Genomic DNA, 20,148 nt, shown 5'->3' on the forward strand with positions numbered 1-20,148 from the left:
GTATGCTTCTTGCGTAATAAGTTTTGACAGAGCGAAAAGTTTTAGGGCTTAATGCTGTGAATTTTCTGATTGAAGGTGATTTAGTAGATGAAGCTATGCCCGCTCCCCGCGTATTGCACCTGCTTGGGGAAGGCCTCGGCGAAGCGCTCAAAGGCAACGTCTCCCGTGCAGTGGTTCAATAGCCATTGATTAACCTTGAAAGGACTCAAGCCATTGATTACATGCTCAATCTCCTCCTGGCTTCGACCATTCAGGTGAAGTCCACCGGCTACATAATTAAAAGTATTGCGGTGAAGGCGTTCACTGATGCTATGCAGGATGTTAACGATACCCGTATGGGCGCATCCACATAATACGCTGGGTTGTATTTTTTCAGTAGTTACCAGTATGAGCTCATCATCAAATTGGTCTGGCGTGTATTGATTCCCGTTTTTAACAACCAGCCGTTCGTTGATGGCTTCATAGCCAGGCTGAGGTTTTATGTTGCAAAGTATATGCGTACCATCGGGCAATCGCAGATCTTCATCTATTATCATGAAGCGTTGCGCATCAATTCCAGATTGATCACGCCAGGGAATGCCATTTTCTTTAATCATGCTACTCGACCTGGAGAAGCGTTCCTTGAAGGCATGCTTATGTATAATCACTCTGGCTTTATTGTTAAGGCGGAGAAAAGCAGGCAGTCCACCTGTATGGTCATAGTGGCCGTGACTGAGAACCACGTAGTCGATAGACAACAGGTCAATGCCCAGCTTTTTGGCATTGAAAAGAAACTTATCCGATTGACCGGTGTCGAACAGGATATTGAGTTCATCAGTTTCCAACAGAAATGATAAACCGTGTTCGCATTTCAATTGCTTCTGGCTCTGCTTATTGTCAACTAGTATGGTGAGTTTCATGACGCTATAGATAAGAGCACTAAGGTAATGAGTAGAATTGTAAATCAAAGGAAAGGAGCCGTTAGAAAAATCCCGCCATGTGAGGACGATTATTTTCAGGCGAGGTCGTCATGAAATAGTAGACTGTTGTGCCTCCTGTCTTCAAACTAACCAACTTATATCTATCTTTACACCCTTAATTCAGATTCATGAGTACAAAGCCGCTTTTTGCCGATATTATATTACCTGTGCCTTTGCCACGACTGTTTACCTACGAGGTGCCCGATGATTTGGCGCACCTGGCAACGGTTGGGAACCGTGTGGCGGTGCCTTTCGGTAAAAAGAAGATGTACTCAGGTGTTATTTGTCTGCTGCATCACAACAAGCCGGAGGAATATGAAACAAAGCCCATCGTATCGGTGCTGGATGAGGAGCCCCTTGTCAATGCCTATCAGCTGAAGTTCTGGAACTGGCTGGCTGATTACTACCAGTGCACCCTGGGTGAAGTGTATAAGGCTGCTTTGCCCTCGGGGCTGAAGATGGAGAGCGAGACGCGTATCATCTACAACACCGAATTTGTAGCTGAGTCGCCTTTATCGGATAAGGAAAACCAGGTACTGGATATCATTGCCGGTAAAAAGGTATGCTCCATCAATGATGTGAATCAACAGAGCGGGCTCAAGAATAGTCTGCCAGTGATAAAGCGATTGCTGGAATACAATGCCGTGTTTGTGAATGAACACCTGAAGGAGAGCTATAAAGCCAAGACCGAAAAAGTGATATCGCTACATCCCAAATGCCAGTCGGAAGATGCACTGCAGCTGGTGTTTGATAAGCTATCGCGGGCACCCAAACAGCAGGAGCTGTTGATGACATTTATGTCAATGGTGGGCGGATTAACCGGTGCCATTACCAATGAGAGTGTTGCGAAGCCTGAGTTGCTCAAAAAGGCCAATGCCAGCCAGGCAGCCATCAGGGAGCTTTGTAATAAGGAGATTTTCCTGGAGCAGGAGCGGGCCATTGACCGGCTCGACCTGGACGATAAGGCAGTGAAGCAGGCCAATCAGTTAAGTGAGGTGCAGCAAACTGCTTACGATGAGATACAAACCAGTTTTCAAACGCACGACGTCACTTTGCTGCATGGTGTTACTTCGGGCGGTAAAACCGAGATATACATTCACCTGATAGAGGAACAGCTGATGCAGGGCAAACAGGTGCTGTATCTGTTGCCAGAGATTGCATTAACCACACAGATTACTTCACGCCTCCAAAAACATTTTGGCAATAAGATGGGCATTTACCATAGTAAGTTTGCCGATGCCGAACGCGTGGAGATATGGAATAACCTGTTGCAACAAAAGAATTACCAGCTGATAGTTGGGGTGCGTTCATCGGTGTTTCTGCCCTTCTCTAACCTGGGCCTTATTATTGTTGACGAGGAGCACGAAAATACTTACAAGCAGTTTGACCCGGCGCCACGCTATCATGCGCGCGATGCCGCCATAGTGTTGGCCAGCCTGTTTGGTGCCAAAACATTACTGGGCACCGCCACACCATCCATTGAATCGTATTTCAATGCACAGCAGGGGAAATATGCCCTGGTGGAGCTGCTGCAACGCTTTGAAGGGATTAAGATGCCGGAAATAGTGGCTGTTGATGTGCGCGAGGCCAAACGCAAAAAGCAGATGAGCTCGCATTTTACCCCTATGCTGCTCGAAAAGATGGATGAGGCCTTGAAAAATGGCGAACAGGTCATCCTGTTTCAGAATCGCAGGGGCTTTAGTCCGTTTATTGAATGCGGGCAGTGTGCCTGGGTGGCCAAATGTGTCAACTGCGATGTGTCCATGACCTACCACAAACACCTCAATCAGTTGGTGTGTCATTATTGCAACCATAGTATGCAGCTGCCAACAGTGTGTCCGGCCTGCCATAGTCCGGCTATTGAAACGCGTGGCTTTGGCACCGAAAAGATTGAGGAGGAGATGAGCCTGCTCTATCCCGACCATAAGGTGGCACGCATGGATTTGGATACCACCCGCAGCAAATCGGGCTACGACAAGCTGATTAAGAAGTTCGAAGATGGCGAAGTACATATTCTCATTGGTACCCAAATGATTTCGAAGGGGCTGGACTTTGATAATGTGAGCGTAGTGGGCATCCTCAATGCCGACAACATGCTTAACTATCCCGATTTCAGGGCCTTTGAGCGTAGCTACCAGCTTATGACACAGGTGAGTGGCCGGGCCGGCCGCAAGAATAAGCAGGGACTGGTGGTGTTACAAACATCCAATCCCAAGCATCCCGTGATTATGGACGTCATCAACCATAATTTTCTCAACCATTACAACGGCCAGCTGGAGGAGCGGCAGCTGTTTAAATATCCGCCCTACTACCGGCTGATTAACATCACTATAAAGCACAAAGAGCAGGCCGTAACCAATAGGGCAGCTCATTTGCTGGCCGAACAGTTGCGCGTGGTATTTGGCAATCGGGTGCTGGGTCCGCAGGCACCGGTTATTAATCGTATTCAGAACCTGTACATTAAAAAGATACTGATTAAGATGGAGAAGAAAGCGTCACCCACAAAAGTGAAACACCTGATGCGCGAAGCCATCTTTAGCCTCCAGGCTCAGCAGGCCTTTCGTTATGTGACGTTCCAGATTGATGTGGACCCAGCCTAGGATTAACAGAGGCAATAATTTGGATGATGTTTTGTTGCCTATCGATAGTGCATATCATCTTATTGTAACAAAAAAGCCCTCCATAGGGAAAGCTTTTTGTAGGTGTTAATAATATTTTACCTTGAATAGTTGATAGCTATACAAAACAAGTATTTAAACAGTTTTTGAGTATTGCCCTTTTCCCTGCTTAAGGGCGGGATCAAAAGCCATGGCAATATTACGAATCACATAACGGCCCTGGCCAATTACAGTGAAAGCATCGTTTTCAATCGTCAGCAAACCATCATCAATGAACGATTGCACCTTCTCCTCAGCAAACTCAACTGCCGCATAGACCTCATCCGTTTCAACCGAAAAATCAGCAGCAATCTGCCTGAAATCAGCGTAATAATTACACATCAACTCATTGATTACCTGACGAACGATCTGCTCCTTCTGATTCAGGCGATAGCCCCGCACCACGGCACGGCCATCTGCTTCCACACGCTCCATGTATTTCTTAATGGTTTTTTCGTTCTGGCTATAAGCATTGAACAGCTGGCTGATGCTCGAGGTACCAAAACCATAAACCTGTCCTGTTGTTTCACGGGTACAATACCCCTGGAAGTTACGATGCAGCTTCTTCTGTTCCAAGGCAATGGCAAACTCATCATCGGGCTTGGCAAAGTGGTCCATACCGATGGCCACATAACCAGCTTCAATCGCCATGTTGTAGGCATCCTCCAGCATGGTTATCTTCTCATCAGGTGTTGGCAGGCCATACTGCTCGAGCATGCGCTGACGTGAAATCACCTGCGGAATATGCGCATAAGAGAAGGTCACGAGACGATCTGGATTAGCCGCTAAGGCCTCTGCTACTGTTTCTCGGAAACTCTCCTGTGTCTGGAAGGGCAGACCATACACGAGATCGATGTTAATACCTGAGAAGCCAACCTTTTTGAGATAGGCAATCATCTCCCCAACAGGCACCTTAGCCGGACGACGGTTAATGGCTGTCAAGACTTCCTTCTTAAAATCCTGAACACCCAGACTGATTCGGTTAAAGCCCATGTCGCGTAACTCATCCACCATATTGAAATCCAGATAGGCCGGACTACATTCCATGGCCATCTCATATTCATCGGCAAAGTTAAAGTTGGCCTTGATGGTATCTGTTACTCTACGAATCAGTTTCGCCGATATGGCATTTGGCGTACCACCGCCCCAGTGCACCTGGGTCAGTTTCCGGTCTTTCGACACGTCTTTCGATACCAGCTCAATCTCTTTTATCAACACATCGATGTACTTTTCGATGGTACTCTGCCCCATGCCTGTGTAGGTGGTGCAGCCACAGAATGTACAAAGCTGCGGACAAAACGGAATATGCACGTATACTGATACATTTTCAGGCGTTTCGTCATTTGATAGAATCACACTCTCCTTGTAATTCTCATTCCCATACTCCTCATGGAAAAATGTGGCGGGCGGATAACTTGTGTATCGGGGCCCGGCTATATTATATTTTTCCAGCAGATTTCTATCAAATTGTAATTTCATAATATTTAGTTTCAAATAGTCCGACAAACATATCAAGGCTGATTGACAACCTCAATACCTAAACAATGCGTAGCTGAGAGAGTTCAAAAAAAGCCAATAGCTAATGGCCGATGGCTAACAGCTTATTGCCTTCCCCAGTCAACCGATTTCACCCAGTCAATTACAAACTGAACGTTCTCAACAGGCAAATCAGGCAGGATACCATGGCCCAGGTTAAAAATCCACTTTTGATTTTCACGTCCAAAAGGCAAATAGGTTTCGTTCAGCACTTTCTCAATCTCTGGCTGCGGGGCATACAACAAGCGTGGATCCAGATTCCCCTGCAAACCTACTTCAGGGTCAACAATATCGCGTGCATGCTGAAGGCTCATTCGCCAGTCTATTCCTACAAAGTCGGCTACATCCTTATCAATGGCCTTGATGCCATTCCCTAAATCTTTCGGGAAATAGATGGTTGGCACCCCTTTGTCGCGCACTGCATTCAAGATTTTCTTCGATGCCGGTAAAAACAGCTCCAGGTACAGGTCCTCTGGTAACAAACCACCATAGGTTTCAAATAGCTGGAAAGCTTCCACGCCATGTTCAGCTTGTGTCAGAGCATATTCAATAGACACCTCAGCAAGCGCATCAATGATTTTCTTGCTTGTTTTACGGTCTTTATAAAGAAATTCCGTGGCATTTTTAAAGGTAATATCCCGAACATTATCGCGGAACATAAAGCAGAATGTAGTCAGCAAGCCACCACAAAAACCGATAAGCGGCTTTCCTTCGGGACGTGTCTCAATGATTTTATCAATGGCTGCATATACATGATCCAGCTTGCTCATATCTTTCTTGAGCTGGCTCACCGGATCGGCAAATGTATGTAATGGGGCGCCAAATTCGGGTCCGGCTTCGGTAAACTTCAGTGCCATACCCAAGGCTTCGGGCACCACCAGGATATCGGAGAACAAAATAGCCGCGTCAACACCCAAATCATAAATAGGCATTAGAGTTACTTCTGCAGCCAACTTTGGATCTTCCATCAGCTCCGAGAAAGTATAGTTTTCCTTTAAGGCGCGATAATTAGGCAGTACACGCCCAGCCTGGCGCATAAACCACACCGGCGGTCGCTCTGTGTTCTTTCCGTGTATTGTATCTAAAAAAATATTATTCATCTTAATTAGTGCTAGGTGCGCAGTGCACAGTCTTAAGTCTTGTTTACAGGATAACCTTTGTAATTCCCCCTCTCCCTTCGGGCTTCTCCCTGGGGGAGAATTCAACTAACAATCTTCCCCTTGGGGAAGTGCCGTAGGGCGATGGGGGTTCCTGCTCATAATTAACTTAACACTGAACATCGGGCACTATTATTACTTTATTGCTTCTAAAGCTTTACGATTCCCCTTAATCAGCTTCTCTAGATCCTTTTCGGTATGCGCCATGGAGATAAACAAACACTCGTATTGTGAAGGTGCGATGTATAAGCCGCTTTCTACTGCTTGTTTGAAATAGGCCGCATACTTAGTTGTATCTGAAGTCATTGCTTCATCAAACGATGTTACCTGTTTACTATCAGTAAAGAAAGCTGTCATCATCGAACCAACGCGGTTGAGCACCACATTCATGCCTAAATCCTCAGCATTCTGACGCAGTCCTGCCGCTACAAAAGCGGCTTTACGTTCCAGATCTTCGTAGGCATTTGGCGTTTCATCCAGCTTTTTAAGTGCTGTTAGCCCGGCAGCCATTGCCAATGGATTACCCGACAATGTGCCTGCCTGATAAACCGGCCCAATAGGCGCCAGCATGTCCATAATCTCTTTGCGCCCACCGTAAGCACCAACCGGCAAACCACCTCCAATAATCTTACCCATGGTGGTTAAATCAGGCATCACATTGAAATACTCCTGTGCACCACCTTTAGCCAAACGAAAACCGGTAATTACCTCATCGAAAATCAACAGGGCGCCATTATCACAGGTAAGCTCACGCAAGCCCTGCAGGAAACCTTCTGCAGGTGGCACAACACCCATATTACCGGCTACCGGCTCAACAATTACCGCTGCAATCTGGTCTTTATGCTTATCAAACAGTTGTTTTACCGAGTCTAGGTTATTGTAATCAGCTGTCAAGGTATCTTTAGCGGTACTTTTGGTTACGCCAGGACTATCGGGTAAACCTAAAGTGATGGCTCCAGAACCGGCTTTAATCAAAAAGCTATCGCCATGACCATGGTAACAACCTGCAAATTTGATAATCAACTCACGCTTGGTATAACCACGTGCCAAACGGATAGCACTCATAGTTGCTTCGGTACCTGAGTTAACCATACGTACTTTTTCAATGGACGGCACCATCTTGACGATTTGCTCAGCCATTTCTGTTTCAATCAGTGTGGGCGCACCATAGCTGGTTCCTTTGGCAGCTGCATTGGCAACTGCTTCCAGTACCTCGTCATGTGCATGGCCCAAAATGAGCGGTCCCCACGAGGCGACAAAGTCGGTATACTCATTGCCATCGATATCCCACACGGTTGTTCCTTTGGCTTTATCGATAAAAATTGGTTCGATGCCTACACTCTTAAATGCACGCACCGGTGAATTAACACCACCGGGAATAACTTCCTGTGCTTTCTGAAAGGCGTTTTTGCTATTATTGTTGTTCATTATTTTTAAGTATCAAAGTTTATCCCGAGTAGCGGGAATATAAGACATAAGAGTCAAGCCGATTGACCAAATGCCCAGACAATATTTTAATAGCTATCAGCTATTAGCTAACAGCCATCGGCTTATTTTATTTCTGTCCGTTTAAAATATCAGCCGCATCCAATGCATGATAGGTGATGATGATATCGGCCCCTGCACGTTTGATTGACAGAAGTACTTCCATCATTACGCGTTTTTCATCAATCCAGTCTTTTTCACCAGCTGCTTTCACCATACTAAACTCACCACTTACGTTGTAGGCGGCTGTTGGCATTTCAAACTCATGCTTGGTGCGATAAATAATATCGAGGTAACTTAAAGCGGGCTTCACCATAACAATGTCGGCACCTTCTTCAATATCTGCAGCAATCTCGCGCATAGCTTCATCCGAGTTAGCCGGATTCATCTGGTAAGTGCTGCGGTCGCCAAACTGTGGTGCGCTCTCGGCAGCTTCACGGAAAGGTCCGTAAAAACCTGATGCATATTTAGCAGCATACGACATGATAGGAATCTTTTCGTAGCCAGCCAGGTCTAAAGCCTCGCGAATGCGCAATACACGCCCATCCATCATATCACTTGGCGCAATCACATCAGCACCGGCTTCAGCCAATGACACAGACTGGTCGGCCAGTGTTTTCAATGTACTGTCATTATCAACATCGTTATCGATAATAGTGCCGCAATGGCCATGAGTGGTGTATTCACAATTACATACATCGGCAATAATGAGGATATCATCGACTTCTGCCTTAATGGCACGAATAGCTTTTTGTACAATCCCGTCGCTCTGGCAAGCCACGTGTCCGTGCTCATCCTTGTGCTCAGGTATACCAAAAAGCAATACGCTCTTAACACCTTTTAATACTGCTCGTTTACATTCCTCTACCAACACATCAACTGACATCTGGTAGTTGCCCGGCATTGAACTAATGGGATTTTTTACGCCAGTTCCGGGACATACAAACAGGGGATAAACTAAATCTTCAACACGCAAATGCGTCTCTGTCACCATGTGGCGAACTATCTTATTGTATCTTAATCGTCTTAATCGGGTATCAGGAAATGCCATATTTAATTGTTTTTGTTTTAACGATATTCAGGTTTTAATTGTAGTTTCATTTCTTGCCAAAGCCCTTCGTAGGTTGACATACGCGCCGTTACAACAGGCGTCACATTCTGCTTTTTCATTACTTTGGTAGTGGCAGGTCCAATAGAGGCAAAGCCCACTTGATCATGTATATGTGAACCATATAAATTCATAAATCCGGTGAAGCATGATGGACTGGTACACACGACCAGCAATGGTTTTTGAGCTTTTAATAGCGCTAGGGTTTGCTCATTCTGCTTATCTGCAATGATGGTACGATACACATTGTAACGACGGTAATGACATACATTCTTAAGCCCGTCTTCAAGCGTATTTTCTGCCAACTCACCCAGCATGCCCAACCATTTCTCACCAGGACGGATATGTGCCTGCTGCAATTCTTTAACTAAGTCAGAAGCTGTTCTTCCGCCAGATACCCACCAGGGCTTTACCCCATAACTTTCGAGCACCTGTGCTGTTTTTTTTCCAATACAGATAAAGCTTTTATCCAGTACATCAGCGGGCTTCATTTGCTGAAAGAAATACTCCACACCACGCTTACTGGTAAAAATAATCCGTCGGCTGGAATATACTTCATGCCGGCAATTGTCTTCCAATTTCACCAGCTCTGTATCAATCATCGGGTCGCACACCACCTCAATTCCTTCGCTCACTAAACCATTGTACAATAAGTCATCATTACCCATCGGATGAGTTAATACTACGGCTTTTGGTTGCGAATAAGGCTCCATGCTACTGATTATTTAATGTCCTTACTTTTTCGAGTATCTCATGTGCTCCGGACTGAGCCATCTGTTGAGCCAATTTACGACCAATCGTTTCTGCATCGCAAGCTTTTCCAGAAAGTTCTGCCCGCAACTCCTGCGATCCATCGGGCATGGCCACTAAACCAAGTAGATGCATATCATCACCATCGATATTTGCATAGGCTCCAATCGGAATCTGACAACCTCCTTCCAGCTCATTCAAAAAGCTTCTTTCGGCTGTTATCTGTTGATAGCTTTCTTCGCAGTGCAAGGTTTTTACAATGGCGTCAATGGTATCATCATTGTCGCGTATCTCAACAGCTATGGCACCTTGTCCACAGGCAGACACAAAATAATCGGGTTCAAACAGATTGGTGATTACATCATCAAAACCCAAACGTATTAAGCCGGCACCCGCCATTACCATTGCATCGCAGTGACCGTCCTCCATCTTCTTAAGACGGGTATTGACATTACCGCGTATATCCACCACTTTTACTTTTGGATTAATCCGGTGCACCTGCGCTTTCCTTCTCAGGCTAGACGTAGCAACGGTATGTGCTTCGGTCATCTCCTCCAGCGATAGTCCATCCTTACTCACCCAGGCATCTTTATATTCAGCTCTTTTCAGTATAGCTCCCAGCTGTGCTCCTTCCGGAAAAACAGTAGGCAGATCCTTCAGGCTGTGCACACACATATCTACTTCATTATTAAACAAGGCGTGTTCCAATTCTTTGGTGAATAGGCCCTTATCACCTATTTTCGATAAGGCTACATCAAGTATTTTATCACCTTTGGTGGAGATTATTACAATCTCAAATATGGTATCGGGGATCGCTTGTTCAAGCTTTGATTTAACCAGGTTAGCCTGGTACAATGCCAGCTGACTACCTCGTGTTCCTATACGGACAATGGATTTACTCATATACTTAAGGGATTCTGAACTAAAAAAATACAGATGAAAACATCTGTATTTAATATCTATGAGTTAAAGTTAAAAAATTCTTCGAGTATTTTTACTTTTTCCGAATCGCGACCTTCATTGGTCACCATTTTCATCTGCTTAATCAGCATACGGGTTAGTTTGGCGCTCAGGTGTTCGCCATACTCGTTTATCTTTTGCGATGCGTCAACATCATCTTTAACTTTCTTATAATTTCTTGCTTCGAGAGAATTTACATCTTTAAATGTACTTGTTATAGCGCTAATAGCGGAACTCATGCGACGCACATTTAACCAATCATCAAACTCAGCCAATACTTCTTCAATGATTTCTTCGGCTTCCTGCAGCTTACCTTTGCGTTTTTCAAAGTTGGCCTTCACTACCTCTTCCATATGGTCGAGGTCATAAACAGTGACACCTTCCAACTTACCGGCATCAGCATCTACATTACGCGGGCTACACAAATCCAACACCAACAGCGGCTTATTATCACGTTTCTGCATCACATCCGCCAAAACTTCTTTGGTCAATAGTGTGCGTGACGAACCGGTGGCATAAGTCACTACATCTACAGCCAGCAACTGTTCAATATGTGATTCGAAGGGAAAGGCAACGCCCTGCACACGGTCGGCCAGTTGTTCAGCTTTACCAAGGGTGCGGTTGGTTATCCAGTTATTAACACATCCTTTTTTGGATAGGTTTAATGCTACAATGGTACCTGTTTCGCCGGCTCCAACGGTGAGGGCTTTCACATTTGGAAAACCATTGAGCTTATTGCTGGCCAGCTCAACAGCAGCCGAGCTTACTGACACAGCCCCTTTATTTAAAGCAGTTTTTGTACGCACCAGTTTACCAGCTTCAAAAGCCTTATGCACCATTCTGGTTAATTCGGGTCCAACCATAGCCGTGTTATCCACCCAAGAAAATGCTTCTTTTAGTTGGGAAACAATCTGGTATTCACCCAAGATTAGTGAATCGAGGCCCGTAGCTACACGGAATAGGTGGCGCGCACAATTAAGGCCTACATGTGAGTACAAATATTTCTTAATAGTTTCATTCTTCTTGAAGTAGGCGATATAAGCATCGGTCACACTTTGAACATACTCGTCCATATCTTCCACTTTCGAGCAGTCTGCTTCGTAATACAGCTCTGTGCGGTTACAGGTGCTTAATGCCATGATACCATCCACATCACATTTTTGATTCAGGTATTCATACAAACCGGTAACCTCTTCCTTGGTAATTACCAATTGCTCACGTATTTCGAGTAGTGCAGTTTGGTGACTGATTCCAATTAGACCGACCATATCTTCAATTCAGAATTACTTGTTCATTTGTTTATTCAAGCCACTTTCGGAGCTTATGAATCAAAAGTAAAAATGAAATCTGTAGCAAATCTGAAGATTGAACCAAATTCGGTAAGCTGCTACTTCTTTAGAATGATTTTAGATAAAAAATGTTAAAATTAGATCTAATTATCTAAGCTAAACCAAGGATTACTATGACAAGACAACTACGCTACATTAATTCGCCTGACGCTTTTATAATTCGCACAAAGCCATCGACACCGAGCACCTCGCCATCAGCAATTACCTTTGCCTGATTGTAAAAGCCATCCCGTTCCTGCAATTTTTCTTCGATGTACTGATGCAGCTCAGTGCCTGACTTACCGGCCACCAATGGTCGCACCTGTCGGGCGCTACTCAAGCGTCCGGCCAGTGTTTCAACCGACAATTTTATGTAAATGGTTAAACCGGTATCGTTCATCACCTGCATATTATTAAAATAGCAAGGTGCACCTCCCCCGGTAGCTATAATTAATCGCTCTTTTTGGCTCACATCCAGCAACAACTCCTTCTCGGCCAACCTGAATGCATCTTCACCAAACTGGGCAAAATATTGCTTGATGGTCATTTGATAACGTTCCTCAAAATAGTCGTCCAGGTCCAGAAATTCCCAGCCGAGTTCTGAGCGCAGGCGCTTACCAAGCGTCGACTTGCCGCTTCCCATGAATCCAACCAGATATATGCGCTTAATGACCATCTAACATTTAAGTTAATGTGTTATCCTCCCAGAGACATCATTCATTAAACAGCGACATCTGGTTTTCATCATCTTCATCATGGTGCTCATCAGCAGCTTCACCTTGTCCATCAGGCTTTGGCTCATCTAACACCAAAGGCTCCAATTCCTGAATTTTAGACACCTGAAAAGTGGTCAGACGCTTACCTTTGGCCTTAAAGCTCTTCACGCCGATAAACTCAGCCACCTCAACAATGAGCTTCTCTTTCAATTTATCATCGCCTCCGAACTTCACCTCCAGACGCGGGTAATCCACATGCATAATTTTCACCAGTCGCGATTTAGGATTATCACCTATAAACGACTGTGCCCTGGCCGAATTCTCAAACTGGAAACGCTTGATATAGTAGTAGTTTTGGTCGGCATCAAAATACACGGCAGACCACACCACATCACTCTTATACTTTTCAATGATGAGAATATTATCCTCATAATGGTTACTCAGATCATAGGATGTCAGGTGGTACTTACCATCTTTAGTGATGATTAAAACCTGATCGCCACCATGGAATTCACCCAGATATTGACCTCTTCCATCAGCATTTAAGCGCAATGTTTCATGCTCAAACCAAATTTTACGGCCACCCAAAGTTGATTCACCTTTCCGTTTAAGTGATATAGATTTCACCTCGTGCTTAGTCAGGATATTACCCATCGCGGCCCGGCCCTTAATCGCCAGCTCACCCATATCCACATCAAACACAAGGTTACGGATACGTGCCTTTGGGCGAAGCACCACCTTCAGGATTTCCGATTCACCATTTGGATTGGCACTGAAATACATCAGTTTCGAACCCGGTGTTTCTTTAGTGATGTGATACTCCTTATCGCGGGTTACGCCGGTAACAGCAAAGCGCTTCATATACATGATACCGCCTTTTCCATCCTGATAAACGGCGTTGTAAATGGTGCGCTTATCATTCTTCTTGAACACAGCGATGTGTATGATATCTTTACCCACAAAAGCTTTGTCAGATACTTTTGTGATAATGTACTTACCGTCTTTGTAGAAAATGATAATATCATCGATATCTGAACAATCGCAAACATATTCATCCTTTCGAAGAGACGTTCCTACAAAACCGTCCTCGCGGTTGATATACAACTTCTCATTTTTCACCACCACTTTGGTAGCCTCAATATTGGCAAAGCTCCTGATCTCCGTTTTACGTGGGAAGTTTTTACCATATTGCTTCTTAATATGCTTAAAGTAGTCAATCGCATAAGTAATCAGGTTGGCCAGATGATAAGCTATCTGTTCCATTTCCTCCTCCAGGGAAGCGATGTATTCATCTGCTTTCTTGGCGTCAAATTTAGAGATCCGAATCATTCGAATCTGCGTCAGCTTCACAATATCATCGCGTGTTACCTCGCGCCTCAGCAGGTTTTTAAACGGTTCTAATCCATGATCAATGGTTTGCACAACAGCCTCCATTGTCTCACAGTCCTCCATGCGCTGGTAAATCTTATTCTCAATAAAGATGCGCTCCAGTGAAGACATGTGCCACGCCTCTTCCAGCTCACCTTTACGGATTTCCAACTCACGCTTAAGCAACTGTACAGTATTATCCGTATTCTCTTTCAGGATTTCACTAACTCCAATAAAATAGGGCTTGTTATCCTGAATAACACAGGCATTAGGCGATATAGACACCTCGCAGTCAGTGAATGCATATAAAGCATCAATGGTCTTATCGGGCGACGCACCAGCTGGCAGATACACGAGTATCTCCACATTCTCAGCCGTGTTATCGTCAATTTTCTTGATTTTTATCTTGCCCTTATCATTGGCTTTAAGAATGGACTCAATTAGTGTGGTTGTATTTTTACCATAAGGAATATCGGATATGACCAGTGTTTTACTGTCCACCTTACCGATTTTAGCCCGCACCTTAACAGCACCACCTCTTAGCCCGTCGTTGTAACGCGACACATCCACCATACCACCTGTTGGGAAATCAGGAAAAATCTCGAATGGTTTATTCTCCAAATAATTAACTGAAGCATCAATCAGCTCATTAAAGTTGTGAGGCAACAGTTTAGATGCCAATCCAACGGCGATACCTTCTACGCCCTGTGCCAATAGCAGCGGAAACTTAACGGGTAAGGTAATCGGCTCATTATTACGTCCATCGTAACTCTGTTTCCACTCCGTAGTCTTGGGATTAAAGACCACTTCCTGTGCAAACTTAGTCAGGCGTGCTTCGATGTAACGAGGTGCAGCCGCGCTATCACCTGTATACACGTTACCCCAGTTACCCTGGCAGTCAATCAGTAAATCTTTTTGCCCAAGTTGCACCAGGGCATCACCAATGGATGCATCCCCGTGCGGGTGAAACTGCATGGTAAAACCAATAATATTGGCCACCTTATTGTAGCGCCCATCATCCATGCGACGCATAGCATGCAGAATACGTCGCTGCACCGGTTTTAAACCATCGTTAATATGCGGCACCGCACGCTCCAGAATCACATAAGACGCATAGTCGAGGAACCACTCGCGGTACATACCCGGCAAATGATTAATAGATGTTTCATCGGCATCCCACAGGTGCTGTTCTTCCTGTGGCTGATTTTCTGATGACTCCGAAGGCACTTCCTCCGGCACATTGGGTGTATTTGTATCGTCGAAACTCATTCTTAATTATTTGATTCTTGAGTAACAAGGTCTTCTTCCACAACCAGATTATCAATGATGAAATTTTGCCTGTCGGGTGTGTTTTTACCCATGTAAAACTCCAGCAAATCTTTAATCGGCACATCCTTTTTCAAGCGCACCTGCTCCAATCGGATATCCTTACCGATAAAGTGTTTAAACTCATCTGGCGATATCTCACCAAGTCCCTTAAATCGGGTTATCTCCGGTTTAGGTCCACATTTTTTCATGGCAGACAATTTCTCTTCATCCGAGTAGCAATAGAAAGTCTTCTTTTTATTACGCACCCGGAACAAAGGAGTCTGTAAAATATACAGGTGCCCATTCTTCACCAACTCAGGGAAGAACTGCAAAAAGAACGTGAGCAGCAATAAGCGGATGTGCATACCATCCACATCGGCATCGGTGGCAATAATCACGTGGTTATATCGCAAGCTATCCAATCCATCTTCTATATCAAGAGCTGCCTGCAAAAGGTTAAACTCCTCATTCTCATACACCACCTTGCGGGTCAGTCCGTAACTATTCAGCGGCTTTCCCTTAAGACTGAATACGGCCTGTGAGTTAACGTTACGAGCCTTGGTGATTGAACCACTGGCCGAATCTCCCTCCGTGATGAAAATAGAGCTGGCTCCATTTTCGTCTTTCTTAATATCTGTATAATGAATCCGGCAGTCGCGCAGTTTTTTATTGTGAAGGCTCACTTTCTTTGCCCTTTCGCGCGCCAGTTTCTTAATGCCTGAAATGGCCTTACGTTCTTTTTCTGACTCGAGAATTTTCTTGTATAATATCTCGGCACTTTCGGTATTCTTATGCAGGAAATTATCCAGATGCTCGGTTACAAAATCGAGGATAAAATTACGCACCGAAGGTCCGTTGGGTCCTATATCTTTAGAGCCCAGCTTGGTTTTAGTCTGCGATTCAAATACCGGTTCTTCTACTTTGATGCTAACCGCCGCAATAATACCTGTGCGAATATCGGACACATCGAAGTTCTTATTGTAAAAATCACGAATGGTCTTCACATACGCTTCGCGGAAAGCTACCAGGTGTGTTCCACCCTGTGTGGTGTGCTGGCCATTGACAAAGGTATAATACTCCTCGCCATACTGGTTACCATGCGTGACGGCTATCTCCAAGTCTTCGCCTTCCAAATGAATAATCGGGTACAAGCCTTCACCATCCATGTTCTCATTCAGCAGGTCGAGCAATCCATTCTTACTCTGAAACACTTTGCCGTTGTAAACAATGGACAGTCCTTTATTAAGATAGGTATAGTTGCGTAAGAGCGTTTCGATATATTCATCACGGAAACGGTAATTTTCAAATATCTCAGCATCGGGCGTAAAAGCAATATAGGTACCATTCTTCTCACCAGAGGTATCCATGTCATGATCGGTTACCACTTCGCCCCGGCTAAACTCCACTCGCTTGGTCTCGCCTTCGCGATAGGCCTGAACTGTAAAATCAGTACTCAGGGCATTTACCGCCTTAATACCAACACCATTTAATCCCACCGACTTTTTAAAGGCCTTTGAGTCGTACTTGGCACCTGTATTCATTTTGGAGGCTACATCAATCACCTTTCCCAAAGGAATACCACGCCCATAATCGCGAACAGTCACACGTCCTTCCTGCACGGTAACTTCAATCTTCTTGCCGTTACCCATCATAAACTCATCGATGGAATTATCCATTACTTCCTTGAGCAACACGTAAATACCATCATCGGCAAAAGTTCCATCTCCCAACTTACCAATATACATACCCGGACGACGGCGGATGTGTTCCTTCCAGTCCAGCGTGCGGATCGTATCTTCGGAATAGTTCTGTGTATTTTGACTACTCATACTTAAAATCAACTAAAAATTTGGAAAAGTGAAGGTCCTCTTATTGCGGAAAACCATCCAAATATAATTAAAAGACGAATTGTTTCGTAATTTCTTTTTCAACAACCATGCATATCTCTGCCCTCAATGCCGCACATTTTCGCTTGGAATCAGCCCCATTTTCTCCATCAGGTAGGTTGCATTATGACTTTGAGTAACGCCCGTTCTCAGCTTATAATCAAAGCTTAATCCTTCCTTAGCAAAGCCCACTTCAAAGCAGTTGTTGAAAACTTGTCCATCGGTCTGCTCCGAAAGTTGACCTAATTCCAAATCATGAGTGGCCACCAGTCCGCATCCGTTATACTTTAAAAACTGCTTAATCAGCGCCATAGAGCCCTGGTACTTATCTAAAGAATTGGTTCCTTTTAGAATCTCATCGAGGATAAAAAACAGTTCTCCATTTTCTTTCAGACGCTCCAATATCATCTGCAAGCGACTTAATTCGGCAAAAAAGTAAGATTCGTGCTTCAATAAGTTATCAATGGCCCGCATATTGGTAACAAAAGGCATTGGCTTATATACAAACCCACTGGCTGCCACCACACAACCATTACCCGCCAGTACCATTGCCACTCCAACCGTACGCAGGAAAGTACTCTTGCCAGCCATATTGGCACCGGTTACCACGCAAATTCTTTGCTGCTCAGCAAAACAAAAATCGTTACAAACCCTTTCCTCCAATGCAATTAGAGGATGCCCCAGGTCACTGGCTGAAAAAACAACCGATGACGATAACTGGGGATATACGTAGTCAGGGTGATTAAAGGCGAAGGTGGCCAGACTATTTAAGGCTTCCAGCTCATCCAATGCTTCCATCCATTGAATCAGCCTGTCGCCATATCTTTTATACCATATCTGCAGACGCATACAAACCACTAAGTCCCATAAAAGAAAGGTATTCAAAATCACACCAAGCAGCATGTTCAGCCGTTGATCAAATAGCTTGATATGCCCGGCCAACTGTTGCATGACATTACTTGCGGTCTGCCCATCCACTTTTAATTTATCCTTGAGCTTCAAAAGATAGACTGCCCGCATATCGGATTGCTCAACATGTTGTATGAGCTGAGAATAGCGCTGAAGGTAATTCCCCAAAGAAGCAACTTCCCCATGCACCTTATTGATCTTCTTCAGGTTGGCTGCCACAATGGCAAGTCCGGCAAAAAAGAGCCAGATAAACACATTAGCACTCCATACGTCCATCACAACCAACAGAATAGCCACCAATAACAGTATCATAAAACCAGCCATCAGACCTTTAGTGCCCCGGGAAATAAAACTCAGGTCAGGCTGAATGCTTAAATCCAGCTTTCGATTTCGCTTATTACCCTCTTCCACTAAAGCAGCCAGGGCATAATAATGTTGTCGATATTCATCCTGAGCAGACAACTCACGAACAGCCTTCTGCCGTTCAACAATTTCGTCTGCATCCAATAGTATATTTTTTAATCTATTGGCTAATCTGAAATACCCTCCCCTTGTGGCTGTCCGGTTGATAAACTGAAACAAGGAACCTTTGCCAAACAAATCTAAATCGTGGGCATAATCATGATCAGGCTCAATCAATTCGGCCCCATCTTCTTCTTCGATCCACTTCTGCTCAAAGGCATTAATCTCCTTTGTGAGTAACTGAACCCTAAAACCTACATATTTACGCTGGGATAATATTTGATTGGCCCGCCACACAAGGGACACAAAAACACCGAATAGAACAATAAACAGCATAAAGAATGGCAACGTCCAGTGCACGAAGAACATAAAGGGCAGGACAAAGGCACTGACAAAAAAAAGCAAGCGTAACCAGGCATTACTAATGTAACGCCTTTTTAGCTTGTTTTCTTTAGCTAACCACTTTTCCAGGCTAGTCTTATAGTTTTGATATATTGATTCTATTCGTTGGCGGCCATCAGTTGCTCCCATATCATATCTTTCAGTTCTGTAATGCCTTTATTGGCCACCGAAGATATAAAAACATGTGGCAGATCGGGTAAATCAGATTCAATTTCCCCCATCAACTCCTCATCCAGCATATCGCACTTTGAGATAGCCAACATCCTTCCCTTATCAAGCAGTTCAGGGTTATACTGCTTTAATTCGTTCAATAGAATTTGATACTCATTTTTGATATCCTCAGCATCGGCCGGCACCAAAAACAACAATATCGAATTTCGCTCAATATGGCGCAGAAAGCGTATCCCCAGCCCTTTACCTTCACTGGCACCTTCAATAATACCCGGTATATCAGCCATGGCAAAGGACTGATGCTCACGATAAGATACAATCCCCAGGTTAGGCACCAGGGTAGTAAATGGGTAATCAGCAATCTCCGGCTTGGCGGCAGACACAACAGATAACAATGTTGACTTACCGGCATTGGGAAAACCCACAAGACCCACGTCAGCCAGTACTTTTAGCTCGAGAATGGCGGCCATTTCAATGCCATCCTCACCCGGCTGTGCGTAACGTGGTGTTTGATTGGTTGCCGATTTAAAATTCCAGTTTCCTAAACCACCACGACCGCCCTTAACAAGGATTTTTTCCTGCTCATGCTCGGTGATTTCAAAAAGCACCTCGCCTGTTTCGGCATCTTTGGCAATGGTTCCCAATGGCACCTCAATCACCCGGTCTTCACCATCGGCACCTGTTGAGCGTTGCTTACTACCACTCTCACCATGCCCGGCAAAAATGTGACGTTTATATTTGAGGTGCAGCAAGGTCCAGGTATTGCGATTACCCCGCACAATAATATGTCCGCCACGACCACCATCGCCACCATCTGGTCCGCCCATGGCAACAAATTTTTCGCGACGCAAATGCGCCGAACCAGCTCCTCCTTTTCCTGAGCGACAGAAAATCTTTACGTAATCTACAAAGTTTGAACCCGCCATATGCTAATTCTTTTAAACACAATAAGCCACGGCAAAAAGTTACCGTGGCTCAAATATCGT

The 20,148-nt window shown here is 44.7% G+C and carries 14 protein-coding genes; 1 reads left to right on the forward strand and 13 read right to left on the reverse strand.

Features of this window, described 5'->3' with window-relative positions; all coding sequences use genetic code 11:
- Positions 1-80: 80 nt before the first annotated feature.
- Positions 81-899, reverse strand: coding sequence for an MBL fold metallo-hydrolase (locus KEM09_RS03815; RefSeq protein ID WP_212225757.1), 819 nt, complete (start codon positions 897-899; stop codon positions 81-83).
- 188 nt (positions 900-1,087) lie between these two features.
- Here KEM09_RS03815 and priA point away from each other — a divergent pair, with 188 nt between their 5' ends.
- Positions 1,088-3,559: a replication restart helicase PriA gene (priA, locus tag KEM09_RS03820; RefSeq protein WP_212225759.1), complete on the forward strand. Its 2,472-nt coding sequence runs from the start codon at positions 1,088-1,090 to the stop codon at positions 3,557-3,559.
- Between the two features lie 153 nt (positions 3,560-3,712).
- On the opposite strand, the gene hemN is transcribed toward priA, so the two are convergent.
- The 12 genes from hemN to obgE all read right to left on the reverse strand — a co-directional run bounded on the left by hemN (position 3,713) and on the right by obgE (position 20,088).
- Complete coding sequence (gene hemN / locus KEM09_RS03825; RefSeq protein ID WP_212225761.1) at positions 3,713-5,095, reverse strand: oxygen-independent coproporphyrinogen III oxidase; 1,383 nt, start codon at positions 5,093-5,095, stop codon at positions 3,713-3,715.
- A gap of 122 nt (positions 5,096-5,217) precedes the next feature.
- Positions 5,218-6,252 (reverse strand): uroporphyrinogen decarboxylase, encoded by a 1,035-nt coding sequence (hemE, locus tag KEM09_RS03830; RefSeq protein ID WP_212225763.1) that lies wholly within the window; start codon positions 6,250-6,252, stop codon positions 5,218-5,220.
- A 192-nt stretch (positions 6,253-6,444) separates the two neighbouring features.
- Complete coding sequence (hemL, locus tag KEM09_RS03835) at positions 6,445-7,737, reverse strand: glutamate-1-semialdehyde 2,1-aminomutase (RefSeq protein ID WP_212225764.1); 1,293 nt, start codon at positions 7,735-7,737, stop codon at positions 6,445-6,447.
- A gap of 127 nt (positions 7,738-7,864) precedes the next feature.
- Positions 7,865-8,845, reverse strand: a complete 981-nt coding sequence (hemB, locus tag KEM09_RS03840) for a porphobilinogen synthase (RefSeq protein ID WP_212225766.1) — start codon at positions 8,843-8,845, stop codon at positions 7,865-7,867.
- Positions 8,846-8,862: 17 nt separating this feature from the next.
- Positions 8,863-9,615 carry a uroporphyrinogen-III synthase gene (locus KEM09_RS03845; protein ID WP_212225768.1) on the reverse strand — a complete coding sequence of 251 codons (753 nt, stop codon included), beginning with the start codon at positions 9,613-9,615 and terminating at the stop codon, positions 8,863-8,865.
- 1 nt (position 9,616) lies between these two features.
- Positions 9,617-10,555 (reverse strand): hydroxymethylbilane synthase, encoded by a 939-nt coding sequence (gene hemC / locus KEM09_RS03850; RefSeq protein ID WP_212225771.1) that lies wholly within the window; start codon positions 10,553-10,555, stop codon positions 9,617-9,619.
- A gap of 56 nt (positions 10,556-10,611) precedes the next feature.
- Positions 10,612-11,880, reverse strand: a complete 1,269-nt coding sequence (gene hemA / locus KEM09_RS03855; protein WP_212225773.1) for a glutamyl-tRNA reductase — start codon at positions 11,878-11,880, stop codon at positions 10,612-10,614.
- Between the two features lie 211 nt (positions 11,881-12,091).
- Positions 12,092-12,616 carry a shikimate kinase gene (locus KEM09_RS03860; protein WP_212225779.1) on the reverse strand — a complete coding sequence of 175 codons (525 nt, stop codon included), beginning with the start codon at positions 12,614-12,616 and terminating at the stop codon, positions 12,092-12,094.
- Positions 12,617-12,653: 37 nt separating this feature from the next.
- Positions 12,654-15,293: a DNA gyrase/topoisomerase IV subunit A gene (locus tag KEM09_RS03865; RefSeq protein ID WP_212225780.1), complete on the reverse strand. Its 2,640-nt coding sequence runs from the start codon at positions 15,291-15,293 to the stop codon at positions 12,654-12,656.
- A 2-nt stretch (positions 15,294-15,295) separates the two neighbouring features.
- On the reverse strand, positions 15,296-17,161 hold the full coding sequence (locus KEM09_RS03870; protein ID WP_212225781.1) for a DNA topoisomerase IV subunit B: 1,866 nt from the start codon (positions 17,159-17,161) through the stop codon (positions 15,296-15,298).
- Positions 17,162-17,284: 123 nt separating this feature from the next.
- A complete protein-coding gene (locus tag KEM09_RS03875; protein WP_212225787.1) occupies positions 17,285-19,120 on the reverse strand; it encodes a MutS-related protein in 1,836 nt (611 codons plus the stop codon).
- Positions 19,090-20,088: a GTPase ObgE gene (gene obgE / locus KEM09_RS03880; RefSeq protein WP_212225788.1), complete on the reverse strand. Its 999-nt coding sequence runs from the start codon at positions 20,086-20,088 to the stop codon at positions 19,090-19,092. Before obgE ends, KEM09_RS03875 begins: the two co-directional genes overlap by 31 nt.
- Positions 20,089-20,148 lie beyond the last annotated feature (60 nt).

Origin of the sequence: Carboxylicivirga mesophila, assembly GCF_018271975.1 — a bacterium.
Classification (GTDB): Bacteria; Bacteroidota; Bacteroidia; order Bacteroidales; family Marinilabiliaceae; genus Carboxylicivirga; species Carboxylicivirga mesophila.

Excerpts from the sequence above, each read along its gene's own strand:
- KEM09_RS03815 (WP_212225757.1), bottom strand. The coding sequence starts at position 899 with ATGAAACTCACCATACTAGTTGACAATAAGCAGAGCCAGAAGCAATTG.
- priA (WP_212225759.1), top strand. The coding sequence starts at position 1,088 with ATGAGTACAAAGCCGCTTTTTGCCGATATTATATTACCTGTGCCTTTG.
- hemN (WP_212225761.1), bottom strand. The coding sequence starts at position 5,095 with ATGAAATTACAATTTGATAGAAATCTGCTGGAAAAATATAATATAGCC.
- hemE (WP_212225763.1), bottom strand. The coding sequence starts at position 6,252 with ATGAATAATATTTTTTTAGATACAATACACGGAAAGAACACAGAGCGA.
- hemL (WP_212225764.1), bottom strand. The coding sequence starts at position 7,737 with ATGAACAACAATAATAGCAAAAACGCCTTTCAGAAAGCACAGGAAGTT.
- hemB (WP_212225766.1), bottom strand. The coding sequence starts at position 8,845 with ATGGCATTTCCTGATACCCGATTAAGACGATTAAGATACAATAAGATA.
- KEM09_RS03845 (WP_212225768.1), bottom strand. The coding sequence starts at position 9,615 with ATGGAGCCTTATTCGCAACCAAAAGCCGTAGTATTAACTCATCCGATG.
- hemC (WP_212225771.1), bottom strand. The coding sequence starts at position 10,555 with ATGAGTAAATCCATTGTCCGTATAGGAACACGAGGTAGTCAGCTGGCA.
- hemA (WP_212225773.1), bottom strand. The coding sequence starts at position 11,880 with ATGGTCGGTCTAATTGGAATCAGTCACCAAACTGCACTACTCGAAATA.
- KEM09_RS03860 (WP_212225779.1), bottom strand. The coding sequence starts at position 12,616 with ATGGTCATTAAGCGCATATATCTGGTTGGATTCATGGGAAGCGGCAAG.
- KEM09_RS03865 (WP_212225780.1), bottom strand. The coding sequence starts at position 15,293 with ATGAGTTTCGACGATACAAATACACCCAATGTGCCGGAGGAAGTGCCT.
- KEM09_RS03870 (WP_212225781.1), bottom strand. The coding sequence starts at position 17,161 with ATGAGTAGTCAAAATACACAGAACTATTCCGAAGATACGATCCGCACG.
- KEM09_RS03875 (WP_212225787.1), bottom strand. The coding sequence starts at position 19,120 with ATGGGAGCAACTGATGGCCGCCAACGAATAGAATCAATATATCAAAAC.
- obgE (WP_212225788.1), bottom strand. The coding sequence starts at position 20,088 with ATGGCGGGTTCAAACTTTGTAGATTACGTAAAGATTTTCTGTCGCTCA.